This window comes from Enterococcus sp. AZ140, from assembly GCF_051714405.1.
Lineage (GTDB): Bacteria > Bacillota > Bacilli > Lactobacillales > Enterococcaceae > Enterococcus_B > Enterococcus_B pernyi.
This window is the reverse complement of sequence record NZ_JBIORU010000001.1, coordinates 1,690,064-1,707,943: the sequence shown is the minus strand read 5'-3', so window position 1 is coordinate 1,707,943 and position 17,880 is coordinate 1,690,064. Positions and strand designations below refer to the sequence as shown.

At 33.3% G+C, this 17,880-nt stretch carries 14 protein-coding genes; 12 read left to right on the top strand and 2 right to left on the bottom strand.

What is annotated here, in order from left to right; translation table 11 throughout:
* Nucleotides 1–12: 12 nt before the first annotated feature.
* Complete coding sequence (gene rlmD, locus IGJ39_RS07930) at nucleotides 13–1,377, top strand: 23S rRNA (uracil(1939)-C(5))-methyltransferase RlmD (RefSeq protein WP_019722709.1); 1,365 nt, start codon at nucleotides 13–15, stop codon at nucleotides 1,375–1,377.
* Between the two features lie 483 nt (nucleotides 1,378–1,860).
* Here the strand turns inward: rlmD and IGJ39_RS07925 are convergent, their stop codons facing one another.
* A complete protein-coding gene (locus IGJ39_RS07925) occupies nucleotides 1,861–2,736 on the bottom strand; it encodes an Rgg/GadR/MutR family transcriptional regulator (protein WP_019722708.1) in 876 nt (291 codons plus the stop codon).
* 226 nt (nucleotides 2,737–2,962) lie between these two features.
* On the opposite strand from IGJ39_RS07925, the gene IGJ39_RS07920 reads away from it, so the two are divergent.
* From IGJ39_RS07920 to IGJ39_RS07870, 11 genes are all read left to right on the top strand, one after another.
* Nucleotides 2,963–4,174 (top strand): aminotransferase class V-fold PLP-dependent enzyme, encoded by a 1,212-nt coding sequence (locus tag IGJ39_RS07920; RefSeq protein WP_019722707.1) that lies wholly within the window; start codon nucleotides 2,963–2,965, stop codon nucleotides 4,172–4,174.
* The gene (locus IGJ39_RS07915; protein WP_019722706.1) at nucleotides 4,164–4,787 is read left to right on the top strand and encodes a hypothetical protein; all 624 of its coding nucleotides are present in this window, start codon (nucleotides 4,164–4,166) and stop codon (nucleotides 4,785–4,787) included. Before IGJ39_RS07920 ends, IGJ39_RS07915 begins: the two co-directional genes overlap by 11 nt.
* Nucleotides 4,780–5,085: a nucleoside triphosphate pyrophosphohydrolase gene (locus IGJ39_RS07910; protein WP_019722705.1), complete on the top strand. Its 306-nt coding sequence runs from the start codon at nucleotides 4,780–4,782 to the stop codon at nucleotides 5,083–5,085. Before IGJ39_RS07915 ends, IGJ39_RS07910 begins: the two co-directional genes overlap by 8 nt.
* Nucleotides 5,060–6,334 (top strand): glycosyltransferase family 2 protein, encoded by a 1,275-nt coding sequence (locus IGJ39_RS07905; RefSeq protein WP_019722704.1) that lies wholly within the window; start codon nucleotides 5,060–5,062, stop codon nucleotides 6,332–6,334. The genes IGJ39_RS07910 and IGJ39_RS07905 overlap by 26 nt, the downstream gene beginning before the upstream one ends.
* Nucleotides 6,335–6,346: 12 nt before the next feature.
* A complete protein-coding gene (locus IGJ39_RS07900) occupies nucleotides 6,347–7,495 on the top strand; it encodes a glycosyltransferase (RefSeq protein ID WP_019722703.1) in 1,149 nt (382 codons plus the stop codon).
* Nucleotides 7,467–8,228, top strand: a complete 762-nt coding sequence (locus IGJ39_RS07895) for an HAD-IIB family hydrolase (protein WP_019722702.1) — start codon at nucleotides 7,467–7,469, stop codon at nucleotides 8,226–8,228. Before IGJ39_RS07900 ends, IGJ39_RS07895 begins: the two co-directional genes overlap by 29 nt.
* Nucleotides 8,221–9,438 carry a PTS sugar transporter subunit IIC gene (locus IGJ39_RS07890; protein ID WP_019722701.1) on the top strand — a complete coding sequence of 406 codons (1,218 nt, stop codon included), beginning with the start codon at nucleotides 8,221–8,223 and terminating at the stop codon, nucleotides 9,436–9,438. The genes IGJ39_RS07895 and IGJ39_RS07890 overlap by 8 nt, the downstream gene beginning before the upstream one ends.
* 940 nt (nucleotides 9,439–10,378) lie before the next feature.
* A complete protein-coding gene (locus IGJ39_RS07885; protein WP_438764420.1) occupies nucleotides 10,379–13,240 on the top strand; it encodes an HAD-IC family P-type ATPase in 2,862 nt (953 codons plus the stop codon).
* 90 nt (nucleotides 13,241–13,330) lie between these two features.
* Nucleotides 13,331–13,774 (top strand): hypothetical protein, encoded by a 444-nt coding sequence (locus tag IGJ39_RS07880; RefSeq protein WP_019724074.1) that lies wholly within the window; start codon nucleotides 13,331–13,333, stop codon nucleotides 13,772–13,774.
* Nucleotides 13,775–13,793: 19 nt separating this feature from the next.
* Nucleotides 13,794–14,153 carry a hypothetical protein gene (locus tag IGJ39_RS07875; protein WP_141566847.1) on the top strand — a complete coding sequence of 120 codons (360 nt, stop codon included), beginning with the start codon at nucleotides 13,794–13,796 and terminating at the stop codon, nucleotides 14,151–14,153.
* Between the two features lie 201 nt (nucleotides 14,154–14,354).
* On the top strand, nucleotides 14,355–16,010 hold the full coding sequence (locus IGJ39_RS07870) for a DUF3114 domain-containing protein (RefSeq protein ID WP_195339206.1): 1,656 nt from the start codon (nucleotides 14,355–14,357) through the stop codon (nucleotides 16,008–16,010).
* 315 nt (nucleotides 16,011–16,325) lie between these two features.
* Here IGJ39_RS07870 and IGJ39_RS07865 read toward each other — a convergent pair whose 3' ends face one another.
* The gene (locus IGJ39_RS07865) at nucleotides 16,326–17,813 is read right to left on the bottom strand and encodes a helix-turn-helix domain-containing protein (RefSeq protein WP_019724168.1); all 1,488 of its coding nucleotides are present in this window, start codon (nucleotides 17,811–17,813) and stop codon (nucleotides 16,326–16,328) included.
* Nucleotides 17,814–17,880: the final 67 nt, after the last annotated feature.

Genomic DNA, 17,880 nt, shown 5'->3' with positions numbered 1-17,880 from the left:
AGGAGTAATGAAATGACACAAACAATTAAGAAAAATGAACGCTATACTGTTGATATCATCGATTTAAGTTACGAAGGATTAGGTGTTGCGAAAATTGATGGCTATCCATTATTTATTGAAAATGCTTTGCCAGGTGAACAAGTGGAGATCCTTGTCGTAAAAGCAGGCAATAAATTTGGCTACGGTAAGGTCGAAAACTGGTTGACGACGTCACCAGACCGTCAAGAAATCACTAGTAATGTTCTATTGCGTACAGGAATCGCTCCGTTAGCCCATTTAAGTTATGAGCAACAATTAGTATTCAAACAAAAACAAGTCGAACATGTTTTAGCTAAAATCGCTAAAATGCCTGAAGTCACAGTACAACCAACAATCGGTATGGAAGAACCTACAGGCTATCGTAATAAAGCACAGATTCCTGTTCGTCGCGTCGAAGGCGAATTAGTGACTGGTTTTTACAAGAAAAATAGTCATGACTTAGTGGAAATAGAAGATTTCTTCATCCAAGACCCACAAATCGATCAAGCCATCATCAAGGTAAGAGACATCTTGCAACGTTTCCAAGTACGTGGCTACAATGAAGAAAAAAATGAAGGACAAATTCGTCATATCATTGTTCGTAGAGGTCATTACACGCATCAAATGATGGTGGTTTTAGTCACTCGAAAAGAAAAATTCTTCAAATCGAAAGAAATCGCTGAAGCGATCCATGAAGCTTTACCGGAAGTAGTGTCAGTGATCCAAAATATCAACGAAGAAAAAACGAATGTCATTTTAGGAGAAAAAGAAAAAGTTCTTTTTGGTCAATCATATATCGAAGATCAGCTACTTGGTAAGACCTATCGTATTTCTTCTAAATCCTTTTATCAGGTCAATACATTACAAACCGAAGTATTGTATCAAAAAGCGATCGAATTTGCTGAATTGAAAAAAGAGGATGTCGTGATTGATGCCTATTCAGGAATTGGAACGATTGGTTTATCCATAGCGGATCAAGTAGCAAATGTTTATGGCATGGAAATCGTACCAGCAGCGATTGAGGATGCGCAGTTCAACGCATTGACAAATAAAATCGAAAATGCGCATTATGAAGTTGGAAAAGCGGAAACAGTCATGAAAAAATGGCAAGAAAAAGGAATCAAACCAACTGTTTTAGTTGTCGATCCTCCAAGAAAAGGTTTAGACGCACGCTTTATTGATTCAGCAATCGAGATGGCTCCTGAGCGAATCGTTTATATCTCATGCAATCCTGCAACTTTTGCTAGAGATGTGAAGTTGTTTGCAGAAGATGGTTATCAGTTAGAAAAAGTCCAACCAGTTGATTTATTCCCACAAACACACCATGTAGAATGTGTCGGATTATTACGCAAAGGGTAAGTGATTTAAATAGATGAGCGCAAGGCATTATATCCTATACACTCATTTTAGAAGACGTTTCTGTCAAAAGAAACGTCTTTTTTCAGGTGAGTGATAATATTAGTTATCAAGGAGAACTCTTCTAAAAATGGTATCGTACTCAAAATAGAAAGAAGAGAACCGAGTTGTTACTTACAATGAGTAACGTACATATAGTTTTCACTTTTAGAAAGGCTATCTACTAAACCTTCACATTAAAGATGGAGAAGATAAACTAGATATCCTTGATACAAATAGAGTATGGATTTTGACAACTAGCAAAAGATTATTAAAAAATTTGGTGTATAAAGTTTACAAACTTTTAGTAGTTTTATAGATGCAAAGTATCAGCATTTTGTTGATATTTTTACTGCAACATTCTCGTGACAGGCGGTTTGGTACCTAAGCACTGGCGCTATGATTGGAAAATGGAAAAACAACGAGAAAATCTCTATAAAAATTAACTCAGCCAAGGATATTTTTTACAAACGCTTCCATTTCTTGAGCATAATCATTAAAATCCAATCGTCTAAACATATCGATAAATGAATCAATCGTGCTGAATTTTTTGACAGTAGGATCATACTTACATTTTAAGATCTCAGTAAAAATATTATATAAAATACGTTCTCTTACATAATTGATCGTGTTGAAACTTTTTAGTTCGGCTAAATAGAAGTTCATATTTTCAAGTTCATCTCTTTCAAATTTCAACATGATAACGTTGATTATAAAGAAGCTATATAATTTGTAAAATTTAAAACTTCCACGCACATTCCGATATTTTTTTCGAAGAATTTTTACTTTTGAAAAAATATAAGCATCATTAAAAAGCGAGAGACAGTTGGAGAATAAATTTAATTCGAATGCTCCCCATACCTCTACATCATTTAAATAGTTTTTAATAACTATGATTTCATTTTCTTTGATAATAAATTTTTTAGCTCTGACTTTTCGATATAATAATAATTTGTATTGGATAAATAGGTAATAATAATAGAAATCATTACTTTCCAGGTATAGCTGATATGTATGGTTGATTTTTTCTTCTAAGTCAGTCCAGTTATACGTATAATAGGCTTTTTCCAATACTTTATTCGCTTTTTCCTTATTTGTAGCGACTGTTTGATTTGGCCATTCTTCATTAAAATGTAGTAAAAAGTAATCTTCAACAGAAATATTTAATCTGTCCAAGTACAATTGGAACAAATTCAAAGAAATATTAGTTCCAGTATTTTCGAAAGAAGAAAGAGTTGTTCGGCTACAAATCCCTTCGCTTAGAGTTCTCTGACTTATATTTCTTTCTTTGCGTAATTTTTTTATTATTTCATGATGTTTCATTGGTAACCACCTCTCTTGACGGAAATCTGTACATTCTGGAAACATTATATCATATTCTAGATATAATATTTTTAGCGATAGCTATAGTATCTAATAATAAATAGAAGAGAGGGGATTGATATAAATAAAAAAGAACAATAGTTAAAACAAAGAGAAAAAAATAAAATTTATATTTTTAAGTTTCAAAAAATAAATGATGACGAATTAAAATATTGGAGGCGATTCTATGGATTCTATTTACTTTGACAACGCATCTACATCATTTCCTAAAAGTAAAAAAGTATTGGAAAGTATTTCAGATTTTATACAAAATACTGACGGTAGTTACAATCGTACAGAATCAACTGAAGAAAGTGATTATATCTTTGAAACTAGGAGAAAACTAGCAGAGCTTATAGGAGTAAAGTATCCAACTCATATTATATTTACAAGTAATGCAACAGAAGCTCTGAATACCATTATTTTAGGATTCGCAAATAAAAACGCAAATATAGTTTCTACTGTCACTGAACATAATTCGGTAATACGTCCGTTAACCTATTTACAAAAGATTAGAAATATAACAGTTGATTGGGCTAAATGTGATCGCTATGGTTTAATCAATGTAGATGAACTAATAGATTTTGTCGATGAAAAAACAGATCTTGTTATAGTGAACCATGGTTCAAATGTAACTGGTCAAGTACAACCAATCGCCGAGATTTGTAAACGTGTCAAACAAAAAGGAGATATTCCTATTTTGATTGATATGTCTCAGACCTTAGGGCATATAGAAATTGATAATAATAACCTTGAAGCAGATTTCATCGTTTTTACTGGTCATAAAGCTTTGAAAGCGTTATCCGGTATTGGTGGGTTTTATATCAACCCCAAGCATACTAGTATTTCTCCTTTGAAAGTTGGTGGCACCGGTGTTTTGTCAGAACTTCTTAGTCAGCCAAGGACTCTCCCCTATTACTTTGAATCAGGAACATTGAACTATCCAGGAATTTTCTCTTTGTATTGTAGTTTATCAGAAATGTCTATAGAGACTTTAAAAAATAAAAAAGAATACATATATACTCTGACGGATTATTTAATAAATAAGTTAACTGATATGCATAATATTGATATTTATAGCAATGCCAATGTATTAGGTATCGTTTCTTTTAATATTAAGGGAATGATTGCTGCACGAGTTTCTAGCTTACTTCAAAAAGAAAATATTAAGACACGCTCAGGTTTACTATGCGCACCCTTTTTACACCATTATATCCATGACAATGTATATGGTTGTGTAAGGATTAGTTTATCTGAATCAAATACAAAAGAAGAGACAGACAAACTAATAGATATCTTGGAAGGGATATGTAACAAGGTGGGAGAATATCAAAATATTAAGCTTCCAAGGGTTTATGAATTGCCTATTCCAGAAAGGAAGTATTTCAATGCAAAATAAAACGATTGATTTTTGTACATTTTGTTCTCAAGAAAAAGATAAAATTTATATCAAAACTGAAAATTTTACAGTCTGGTTAGCTATCGGTCAAATTGTTGAAGGTTATTCGCTAATTATGCCTAATGATCATTATCATTGTATTGGTGCTCTGCCAGATATTTTAAAAAAAGAATATCTTCAATTAAAACAAAAAGTACGAAATTTATTAACTAAGTATTATGGGGCGTGTATTTTTTATGAACATGGACGTGTAGGTTATTGTAATGTACAACCTGGAGAGCAATTATGCTACCATGGACACTTGCATGCGGTACCTGTTGCGATTGACTTACTAGAAAGTTTTAAAGCTGATGGATTATTTCCTATCGAGTTAGAAGATGATCGTGAATTTTTCAAGGCGTATATGGAGTATGGACATTATTTATATTATGAAGATGTAACTTCAAAGAAGTTCCTTGTACCAATAACGCAACCTTTACAAAGACAGTATTTACGATTTTTAACTGCAATAAAAATTGGAAGACCAGAATTAGCAAACTGGCAAGAATATCCTGAGTGGAATAAATTTTACTCAGCGAAAAAAAAGTTAATGATAGGTGGAAATAATGAATAAACTAATTAGAACCAAATTAAGAGAAAAAATACTTGAAACTAATCCAAATGCTACATTCATTGATTTAACGTCTATTGAAGTAGAAAGTGAACTTAAAAAAAAGCTATTAGAGGAAGTACAAGAATTTATTGAGGTTAAAAGTGTGTATGAAAAAAATGAAGAGATGGCAGATATTTTAGAAGTGATCGATGCATTTTATAGTTTTGACTTATTAAAGAAAGAACATGTATTGCACGCTAAAACTAAAAAGTACGAAGAACGAGGTGGGTTTAATGAAGGAATATATTGGAAACAGTAATATCCATTCCTTTGTAACTGTAGCAATGAACAAACCGAAAGAATTGAATCGATTATTGGAATATATCGAGAAGATGATTTGCCCTGATCTTTACCAATTAGAATGGATTATTGTAACAAATGACTTAATTTCAACTAGTTCTATTCCAAATGTATCAATTTATGAACATGCACAAGGAAATATTTCTCAATTAAGAAATTATGGGGCTAATTTTGCAAAAGGAGAATTTATAACTTTTATAGACGTAGATATGATATTTAAGCAAGATTTTTTAGAAGAAATTATTCTTAAATTGAAAAAAGTTACAAATAAAACTGTGCTTTTACATTATATTTATGCGTTTAATGTAGAAGATACTCTACTTAATCGATCTACTTTTGAAAAAATATCTCCGATGAATGTTGGCCAGTTTTTAAAAACATATGAGGACGTCTGGAGTGATTACAGAAAAGATGTTTTTCAACTGTACAAAAATGATTTATCAACGATGAGAGCTCCCTGGGTATATGGATGGAGTGGTGCTTTCACATGTAATAAATTCGAATTTAAAAAAGTGAAAGGATTTGATGAATCGTTTAATGGTTGGGGAGCAGAAGATACGGATTTGTCTTATCGATTATTTCTAAATAATAACACTTTTATAATTTCTGAAAAATCTCCGGTAGTTCATTATCCACATGCAAGTAAGTCAAAAAATATTTCCAAGGAGTATTTTAATAATAGGTGCAAACTTTTTATGAAGAACCCAGCAATGGAAAGTGAATTATATAAATACGTTACAGGGATAAATTTGAATAACGTTCTCGATAAATTAGAAGTAACTGCTATTTGTTCGATGTCACCAGTTTATGCTCACCATGACTTGAGTGCTATCAAGTCAAAAATGAAAAGCAATAATTTATTTATAGGAACTGACTCACTTGGAATATTAAAACAGTTATTGCCCCAAGAAATATTAGTATGGTCCGATAGGTTTGAACAAGTTGTTAATGATTATCTGCCGATGATCAAGACGTCTAAATATTTTGGTGTTTCTACGGATTACAAGAATAACTATTTTGATTGCGTGTTTCTTTTTGATGCGGGGATTTCTATAATTCCAACTTTGAAAAAAAGAATTTTTATAGAAGCATCGAGAATTGGAGCGGAAGTATATCTTATTAAAGATCCTTTCTTTAATCCATTGGAAGAATTTAAATTAGAGACAATGGAATTTGTAAATGATGAAATAATAAATATTGAAATTTGAGGAGGTCTTTGGATGAGCTTAGCATTATGTTTAATGATGAAAAATGAAGAAGAATTTTTAGATAATTTTTTTCGAAACTGCTTTGCTGATGCTATTTATGTACTTGATACGGGATCAACTGATAAATCAATTCAAATTGCGCAAAAATATACAACTAATATTTATAGTAAGCCTTTTAATAATGACTTTTCAGCTATGAGAAATTATTTGCTAGAGCAGGTAGAAGAAGATTGGATAATATTCTTGGATGCAGATGAACTACTATTGAAAGCGGATTGGAACACAATTAGACAATATATAGAAAGTAATAGTGATGATAGTAAAATTGGTGGCTATAGATTTTTAAGGTATAACTTTTTTGGAACAGGTGGGTGGTATTCTGACTCAATGGTAAAATTATTTCGGAATCATTGTGGCTTTAAATATTATAAAAAAGCCACCGAAAAAATAGAACCATCAATAAAATGTAAAGGTTTTTGTGTGGATGATATTCCTGTTACACTCAATCATTTAGGTCATATGAGGTCTTTCAAAGAACGTCAAAGAAAAAATGAAATGTATATTCAAATAATGAATGAGCAAATTTTGAATAACCCAAAAGAGACATTAGCCAAATCTTATTTGGCAATCATTCAAAGAAATGCAGGAAAACTAAAATTAGCAAAAAAGAATGCGCAAGAAGCAGCAGAAGCTAATCCAAATAGTGAAATCGCTCAACTCTTTTTAGGATATATTTTTAGAAGTGAAAATAATATACATCGATCAAAAGCCCAATTTAAAAAAGTACTAATCATTAATCCAAGAAATACTAGGGCTTTAAATTCATTAGGAGTAACAGAACTTTGTTGTGGAAATTATGAAACTGCTAGGGAATTTTTCGAGAAAGCATTTGAAATTTCACCTCTGTGTATACATATATATATAAATATAGGGCTTACCTACTTTTTTTCTGAGAACTATTTTCAAGCACTCTCATTTTTTAAACACGTGCTTGAAATCAATCCATATTTTGGTATCGCTACAACTCAAGGAATATTAGAGATGGACTTTTACAAGTCGCATTATTATGAAACAATTCCTAATTATTGGGGATTGAGAACATATATCACAATTTGTGAAAAGGAGCTAGAGAATGATGGATTCTATTTTTTTTATAAGTGATATCGATGGAACAATCTATAGAGAGAAAAAAGTAACAGAAGAGGAATTATTCTTTTTAAGTTCTGTATCTAAAAGGTATCCAATTGTTTTGGCTACAGGAAGAAATTATGCAATGTTCCATCGTTTTATACAAGAATATAGCTTTGAATATGAATATTGTATACTGAATAATGGTGCTTTAGTAATGGATAAAAACGGTTCAATACTTGTAAGCTTAAATATGAAAACCAATATGATATTACCGCTAGTTCAAGAAATGTTAGAAAAAAGAGAGATCATTATCAATATGACATTTAGTCATCTTCAACAGAATATTTTTTTAGAAGGAATCCATAGTAATAACTTTTTGAATAAAACATCCAACATTCCATTAATAACTAACTCAATTACATTAGAAGTCAATAGTTATAAAGGTCTAAGTGATGAAATAGACAATTTTACAAAAACGATAGAACAAACTGGCTTTCAGGTGAATAGGAATAAAAAATATATTGATATTTCACCACTTGGGAGTGGGAAGGCTAGTGCCATTATTTGTTTAGGAAATTTAGTTAAGATTGACGTCAGCAATTCAATCATTGTTGGAGATGAATTAAATGATAAAGAGATGCTTATGCTTACGGAAAAGTCTTACTGCATGGTTAATGGAAATAGTGAATTATTTACTGTAGCAAATAATATTATTAGTTCACTCACAGAAATCTCCTTAAAAAAGGAAGAACGAAATGAATAAAGTATACAGTACGATTGAAAATAATTTACTTTTAAAAATATTGCGAAATAGTTTTATTTCATTGATGCCAATTACGATTATCAGTTCTTTTTTTATTCTGATAGTGAATTTTCCTATCCCAACTTTTACTAAATTTATGGAAAAAAATTTCAATTTATTATGGACGACTGCCCTTCCTTCAATTCCCAATGCTTTTAATAATTTGATAGGTTTGTTTATTTTAATATCGATTGCCTATAATTATTGTAAAATAAAAGAGAAAGATTATATACTGTACATCACATCGACAATATTCGCTTATTTTATTTTTTTGCCGCTTGAATCCCCAGATCAATTGATCGATTCACTTGGATCACATGGTATATTCTTTTCGATGCTTTGTGCTCTTATGACATGCGGTATATTAACTGTAAGTTTTAAAAAGAAAAAAAAGATCAGTCTACATTCTTCTGTTCCAAGAGAAGTAGCAGAAAGCTTTGAATATTTGTTACCATTGCTTACGACCACGGTAGTATTATTTTTGATAAAATTAGTGTTAGTATTTTTTAAAATAGAAAATCCATCTAGTATGATCAATGGATTGATCCAAGTACCGATCACGAATTTAGGTAGCACTCTTCCAGCAGTTATCATAATCAATCTGGGAATTACATTATTATGGTTTTTTGGATTTAATGGGAGTTATCTATTTAATTCAGTAATGAATCCGATTTATTTTTCATTAAATATGGAAAATCTTTTGAGTATAACAAATGGAGAAGTTCCCCCAAATATTATTACTGGAACCTTCCAATCTTTATTTATTAATTATGGAGGAAGTGGTAGTACCCTAGCATTAACTCTAGCAATACTATTCTTCTCAAAGAATAACGACAAAAAAAGTATAGCAAAAGTTTCATTGATACCAGGTTTATTTAACATAAACGAGCCGATAATTTATGGCCTTCCGATTTTACTAAACTTTAGAGTATTTATCCCATTTATTCTTTGTCCAGCAGTTAATACAATTATTGCTTATTTTTCTATGAGTATAGGAATTGTAGCGAAAACAAATGGCATCCAAATTCCATGGACGACACCACCTATTATTTCTGGATTCTTAGCCTCGGGAGTTTCTGGTGCCTTTTTGCAAATGGCTTTGATTGTATTGAACATCATGATATATGCGCCGTTCATAAGGACTAAAAATAAAGGAACATTTATTGGGTAAACACGACATGCTGTACTTTAATTTTGTTACGGCGATTCCTCATCATGCCACGATTGCACCAATCAACTTCCAGGCAGCAACAAGTTAGTGCTCTTCATCTGCTTTTTGTATTAGGTTTTTATAATGAGAAAAGTTACGTGATCTTATCCTGTGATGAACACACAAAAACCGTGCGCTTTTATGATAAAATCATAAAGAAATCAATAAGTTTGAAGTTTCCAAGTGAAAATGTGTTACAATAACGAAGTGTGTATCATAGTAGTAAAAAAGTGAATAGAGTAAAAGAGGGAAACAGATGAATTCAAAAGAAAAAATGCTTGAAATAATCAAAAAGAAACAGGGTGGCGGTCGAGTAGAAAAGATGGCTACGCCAAAGAATGATCGTAGTAACATGAGAAAAGGACCTAAAATCTATAATAAATAGTAAACGTCTGACGAGTATCGGCTAAATTATTTGTTAATAAAAACTGACATCAGTGATTAATCACTGGTGTTTTTTTGTCTTAAAATAAAGAAGTAGGTCTTTAAAAACATAAAAGTTCATACAAATATAAAGGATTAATGGTAAAAAAAAGTAGAGAGAACGGATGACTCGAAAAAAATACGTTATCTATTTTAATTTTTTTAAATTACATTAATTGAAATGAAAAAAACGATAGTTATCGTTATTTTATTATATGTTCTTTTTTAACATAAAATAATCAATAAATTAAAAATACAGAAAAAAGCTTTTTTAATAATGTTTTTATTTATATTCGCATGGTTATTTCATAAGAAATTCAATTTGAAGAAAAAAATGTGTTTCAAATAAAGTTATTTAATGTTAAGGTGTTGATGAAGGTAGCTAGGAGTAAATATAACTAAATCCTATTTTATTTACGATGAGTTATCTTCTTTTCAAAGAAATTATTATTTGATAATGAAATAGGAGGGAGAAAAAATGGAAGAATATTTCTCAATAATTCCTGAAGAATTAAATGAGAAAACTGGACTGAATGGGAAGCAAATCGAAGAAAGGATCTTAAAAAACAAATCGAATCAACTAGATACGCAATCTGCTGGAAAAACGACAAAAGAAATTATTCTGAAAAATTGTATGACTTTATTTAATTTTTTAAATGTCATGTTGTTTATTACAGTTATATCTATCGGGTCCTTTAGAAACAGCTTTTTTATGGTTTCGATTTTAGTCAATACATCCATGGGGATATTTCAGGAAATCAAAGCGAAAAAAACGATTGAAAAACTGAGTGTTCTAAAGCAAAATCAAGTGACTGTCTTGCGTGAAGGGAAAGAGGTGACGATTAAAAAAGAAGAAATCGTCTTAGATGATCTTCTGTTTTTAGCAAAGGGTATGCAAGTGCCAGTGGATGTTTGTGCGCTTTCTCAAGGATTGTTCGTCGATGAATCAATGATTACAGGAGAATCAGAGCTAGTCGAAAAAATGAGAGGGGATACGATTTATTCTGGCAGTTTAGTGATGCAAGGGAAAATTAAATCAATTGTTACGCAGGTGGGTGAAGAAACATACATAGCAAAATTAACGAAGGAAGCCAAATCGTTTAAACCAATGCGTTCAAAAATACAAATAGCCATCGATCGCATTTTGAGAGTGATTGCGATAGGCATTATCCCTATTGCACTGCTTGTGCTGCTGAATCAATTTGTTCTCAGTGCCATGGATCTATCTATAGTTGAGTCCAGGAAACTAGCGATTATTGGTAGCACGACTGCGATTTCTAGTTTGATTCCAGAAGGGTTAGTATTATTGACTTCGGTCGCTTTAGCTGCTGGAGTGATCAAACTTTCTAAAATCAAGGTCTTAGCTCAAAGTTTGCCGGCAATCGAGACACTTGCAAGAGTCGATGTATTGTGTCTTGATAAAACAGGCACAATCACAGAAGGAAAAATGAGTGTTGAAGAAGTGGTCTATTATCATAAAACGAAAGAAGAAATAGATGCCACAATTGCATTTTTACTCAAACAAGATACGGAATCAAATATGTCCACGGAAGCATTAAAGAAAGTATTTCATGAAGACGCTTCTTATCGGTTCAAAAAAGAAAACTATGTGCCATTTTCTTCTGAGAGCAAATCGCAAGCGATTGAAATAAACGGTCAAGGAACGTTTGTACTTGGTGCTTTCGACTTGATTGTAAATAATATCGAAACATCAATAAAAGTAGAGATCGAAAGTGCTTTAAAAGCTGGTTATCGTATCCTTGCTTTCGCACATACGCCTTCTTCTATCCTGGATAATCAAGTACCGAAAGACGGTCAGATCATTGCCTTGATCTTGATCAAAGATAAAGCAAAATCAGATGCCAAACAAATACTTACCTATTTCAAAGAACAAGGAATCAAAGTGAAAATCATCTCGGGAGATCATCCAGATACCGTTGCAGGTATTGCAAGGGATGTTGGGATCAAAGGAAAAGCAATCAGTTCAAAAGAGATACCTGATTCAAAAAATGAATTGCGAGAAATCGTAGAAGAAACTAGTATTTTCGGCCGCATCACACCAGATCAAAAAAGAGATTTGGTTCAAGCTTTGCAAGAAAATGGACATACAGTAGCCATGGTTGGAGATGGGATCAATGATATCTTGGCACTGAAAAAATCAGATTGTGGAATCACCTTTGGGATAGCAAGTGAAGCGGTGAAATCAGTGACTCATTTTATTTTACTAGAAGGGAACTTCTCAGTTTTGCCACAAGTTGTCAGAGAAGGAAGAAAAGTAATCAATAATATCAATCGTGTTGCTGGGATGAATATCTTACGTGTGATCTATGCGTTAACTCTGATCTTATTATTGACCTTTTCTAGGCAGCTGTTTCCGATTGAATCGATCAATCTTGCTTTAGTTAGTTCTTTAGCAATCGGTGTACCTTGTGCATTGTTGATTTTAGAAAATGACGACCAAAAAATCAAAGATGATTTCTTCCGACGAATCAAAATCTATGTTATTCCAGTAGGTGTGACGATTGGTTTGACCATCATGGTCATGTATATGATTACATATTATGCGCCTATCTATTCGAAATTTGTAGGAAATATCGAAGTACAATTATATGTGGATTTTGTCGTTGACGCCACGTTGATCATTGGGCTGACTCAATTTTATTTATTGTATTTACTTTGTCGCCCACTAACGGTTTATCGGATCAAAATTTTGTTTTTCTCTCTAGCTTTATTTTTTATGAGCTACTTTATTCCTGTTGTGAATGAATTTTTTGGCTTGTCGCCGGTGCATTCTTTCAGATTTTTTGTTCCTGTCGTATTATCTATTGTTTTATTGACGATCATTAGCCGTATATTGAGAGATCGTACGCAATGGAAAAGCCCAACGATTCTATTATTGACATTCTTTTTGTTCACCGCAGTTGCAGGAATTGGTCTGTATTTGCAACAACTTCATAAAGATACCGTTGTGACAACCACTTATTGGGGGAAAATCCCAGAAGCGTTTGACCCATTGACTGAACCGATTGTCGATCCGGAGAAGAAAGCAGTACTCCAACCGCTGACCGATAAATTAGAAGTCGGGGCAAGCCAAACAGTTTCGATTTCTTATGAAGGAGAAGAATTAGCAAAGTTAGAGATTCTGCCTAATGTGAGTATGTTTGATAAGCAAGGGACTGAACGAAAATTGAATTTACCGATGGTTGAAGGAAATCCAGCTGAGACACTGCATCCTGGAGTATATGTAAAAGCCGAGGCAAGTAACGTCTCTCTTCATAGTTGGGTGATCGTAGATGCTAAAGATGTTCCCACAGAAGTAAAAAAGCAATTAATTGAATAATCGCAACGAATGAAAGGTGGTGATGCTTATGGAGTGAGTAATGATTTTGACACAAGATCCATTTAAACTTTTAGTGAAGGAGCAAAAAAAATGAGAATGAGATGTTTATTGATCAGCAGTGCATTGACGCTTCTATTTGTTGGTTCCTACAATGTGAAAGAGTCTTGCTTGAATGATTTGACTGATAAAAATGCTGATTTTTCAGGAATCATTGATGCTGCTGACCTGTCGTCTTTGGAGTATTGGGTTGACGAAGTCATTTATGGAAAAGGGGTGAGAGATCTTGAACTCAAATTGAAGTTACAAGATATTAAGAAAAACAAGGATTGTACTTTCTTGAGACAACTGTCAGAAAGAGATGTGATCATCAATGTGGATGGTGATAGATGGTTGCAGGATACAGTAAGTAATAGTCGCAAAGTCTATGTCTATTTGACAAAAGAACGTCGCTTTGTAGGAAGTGGTCCGATTAAAGAATTACCGATCGAATCCATTCAAGCGGTGCGATTCGAACATACAAAAAAATCAAATTAAAAGGAATGGTGAAAAAATGATGGAAAATTCAATTCAAAAATTAGCAGGAATCTCTGCAATGTTATTTAGTGTGGTTTTACTAGTCGGAAGATTATTTCGGGTCATTGTTGATGGGCAAACGAATAGTACGATATCGATTATCTTGAATGGCATGAATTTCATTGTCCTGTTTCTGTTGATCTATGCTTGGCATAAAATAAAACAACAACAAAAATCGTCCATGCCGCATTTTCTTACTCTTATTGGTCTGGGAATTGCGCAATCTGTGATTATCATTCACCAAGTTCATACGACGATAAATTACGCAGGGATCATTTTGTTATTGGTTGGTGGATTTTTAGTCTACAGTTGCGGCATCACCCATTTTGTAAAAAGATGAAAAAGATTTGGAAAACAAAAAAACAATGGGACAACTGAGTAAATTATCTGGCGGATAAGCACTAACGTTGTCGCATTGCTCATTAAGTATAGCTAGATAACAGACATGAGTCAAGAATGTTCATTGAAACAATCTATTCGTTCTTGGCTCATTGTATGTTCAAAGAATGAAATCGACAGATGAAAAATAGGGGTGGACGTTATGAAATTACTATTCCTTATGTTATTGCTTCTTTTTTGTGGCTGTACGGTAGAAAATCAACCGTCTTTGAAAGATCTATATCCTAATCAAGAGGCTGAAACAACCTATCATGAGATGGTCGATTATTTTAATTTACATGTCACATATTATAAAGAACACTGGCAATACGGTGACCAACAAACGAAGGAAGAATATAGCTACATCACTGAAAACTTAAACAAAAATGGACACTTTCAACGATCTAGTGTAGAACAAAATCAAGAAAACAAGGTCTACTATCGTGGTTTTATTGATGGAGATTTGATTACGGAATCGATTCTAGATGAATCAACCAATGCGTTTCAATTCAATGAGCGCTTTTTATTGCATACCGGAACCTTTATGGGGAATCTATTGAAAAATCAAGAGGGTTGGACCATCTTGAAGAGTCAGCGTCAGGACCACAAGGAGAAGATTGAGTTGAGTTTTGATTTCAAGATCGATGAATCACTCTATCTAAAGATGTTTTTTACAATTGGAGAATCAGGTTTCTTAAAAGAAATAAAAACTCGTTATTTCGATCGAGAAGATGCGTTAGCTACCAATCAATTTATTTACTATGAAGATGTTCAAATCAACAGTATCAATGAAAAAAAAGAATTACCTGTGGAACAAATTCGACAAGAAATCATCTTTGCAGATGAGTCATATCACACATTAATGAAAGAACTAACGGATACGAATGAGCTGACGTTAGTCGCTTTTGATGAATTTGTGACACAAAAAGAGTATCCGATTGGATCGAATATTTACACACAGTTATGGATGATGGCTGAAGGCGATGCAAAGGAAAAATTGCTGCTGCTTCTTGAACAGTTAGGTGCAACAATCGATGAATTTAATATGCTTCAATTAAATGAATTCCGTCGATTTGACGAGTTTATAGCCCCGCATAGTTTCTTTTTGCACTATATCGCAGAGTTAGTACAAGAAGCCTTCCCTAATGGGTTACTTAAAGCTTATGAAGAAGGAGAACATTCCTTTGTTCGATCTGTCCATCAACTAAGGATGTACCTAGATAAACTAAATTTGTCGTATGTCCGTAATCATTTTAAAAAAAATGGAATGACCGACGAGGAGGCATTAGCGGAATATGGGAAACGATGGGGAGTGGAACAGCAGTATTCTCCCGCTCGATTTCACAATAAATATCCTAAAAACAAAACATTCAAAGAAAGTATCATCGGCAGAGAAAACCGAAAAATATTGGTTAATAGAGGCTTTCACTCTGAATTTATCTTGAATCCTGAAGGGAACTTTGTTAGTAGCTGGAATGTATTAAAAATGGAAAATGATCGAGTAGATAGTAACCCGGCACACTATTCATTTCATTTCGACTTGCGAAAAGAATTACTTGATGGAGAATCGTTTAATTATGCCAGCAAAAATGATCGATTACATAAACTTTTAGATAGTTCCCCCTCAAAAAAACTTGATCATCAGGTTCGTCAACAAGCGAAAAAAGGTTGGATCAGCGCGAGTATCACAGAATACTTCCATCGGCACCCTAATATTTCGCCGATGATTCTTGGATTGTTACTCTTTTTGGCGTTTCATTTTTTTGTTCTTTTTTGTCATAGACAAAGAAAAAGAACAATAAACAAAAAAGTCAGATGAAAGGAGAGAGAACCTTCTATGCAGACGAGAACATATAAACAGATCGATGTCTTTGTTTTAGTGCTTGTGGTGACCATTTTAAGTGTTTATCTTATACGTAACCACAAAGAAGATTTATTTCAAGTGTTTCGCTGTCTTAAACTATTTTGAAAGACTCTCACACTTCGTTTTAGTTCGATTCTTTTCCTTCCTTGGTTGGCATCCATAGTCTAGTAGCTTCATTTGTGAATAGCCGCAAGTCTTAGACTTAGGGAGAAATTTTAGACGTTTCTCTCTAAGTCTACAGCAAAAATCGAGTAGTTCCTGGATACTATGCTATGAATGACTTGAAGCCCGTTCAATCAAGTGTAGTTTCAAGTCTTTCCACTCCTCATGGGTCGGTATTTGGGCAATTTGAATCACTTCACAGGCCATTTTCTCCGTAAGATCATAGTTGCTGACGATGAGACAAGCTTCTAACTCGTCGATCTTTGTTTGTGTAATCGGTTGATCAAAAAGAAAAAGAGGGTGATACGTTTCAGGTAGCCACTTTTGGATCATAGCCATTAAAAAATTATCGTAGCCAGCATCTCCATGAAAAGTAAAGACGATTGTTTGCTTTTTCTTTCTTTGGATTTGCTGATAGGAGGATTGGATCATACTTAAAGATAGTGCAACGTCTTTTATGCAGGTCATTGGTAGGATCTCTTGCCATTTGAGTTGCTGCAATCGGTCTTGCCAGGAGTGATAGAGTAATTCAAAGGATGGATCGACTAAATGATCAATCGACAATGGGTGATTCTCAAAACCATCAGTGATTTTATTAAGCAAGCGTAGATTAGCTAAGTAAGCACTCATTTGCTCAATACCTTCCTTTGTTGTACCGTCAATCAGCGCTTCGTCGAGTAAAAATTGCTTGATCCATTTTTTGGCTGGTGCTTCTTCTTGGTAATGGGTCGCTTTATGCGATCTTGTCTCTTGATAGTTCGATGAGCTATAGGAAATACAGTGTAAAGCAATCAAATAAGCCCAAACTAGTTCATTTACAGACAGCTGTTGAATCCCAAGAATCTCTCTCAGAAAAGGAGTGATTTTTTTTGAGAACCTTTTGAAGCTTTTTCTAGACTGGATCATACTCAATGTTTCTGAGGGGATTTCACCTTGTTTACGACGCAACCATCTTTCTTTTAAGATGGACAACCATAACGTGGCGCGAAAATTACTAATATGTAAATGAGACTGAAATACTTGCTCTAGTTCAGCGAACATGACTTTGTATGTCTCCTGAGAGAATAGATAGGAATGATCTATAATGATCGTTCGTCGAAAACTCGTATAAAAGTTAAAAAAGAAAAAACGAATCTCGTTTTCTTTTCCAACAAGATCACCATTTTTGGGAGAGAGTTGGATTCGGTAGTTTTTTAGCTCATTGTTCATGTGTTGAATGATTTTGCGTAAAGCCGAACTAGACAAATGATACTCCAAGCGCATGGCTTCGAAGGATTGTTGATTTCCCTTAAGGCTACGGTCAATGATTTTATAAGTAATCGTTTCTCTAACAAGAGATAAAAGATAGGTATCCAGTGTTTCCCCATCGGGTATTTTTAAGCGGTAACCGATCATTTTGATTGATTGCAATTGAATCGATGGTGGTAATTTGGCACGCAATGCTTGAATATCTGAACGTAGAGTGGGAGGTGTACAGCCTATTTCTTGAACTAGTTCTGTGATCGAAGTGATGTCATTTCGTTTTCTCAAATAAGTAAGAATCTTGATTTGGCGATGTAATTGTTTATTTTCATGTAGTTTGAAAAAAGGTTCCATTAATTGCTCCTTTCGTTTGGGTGACTCTTATTCGATTGTTTTATTTTATCTTTCTTATTTTGGAAAT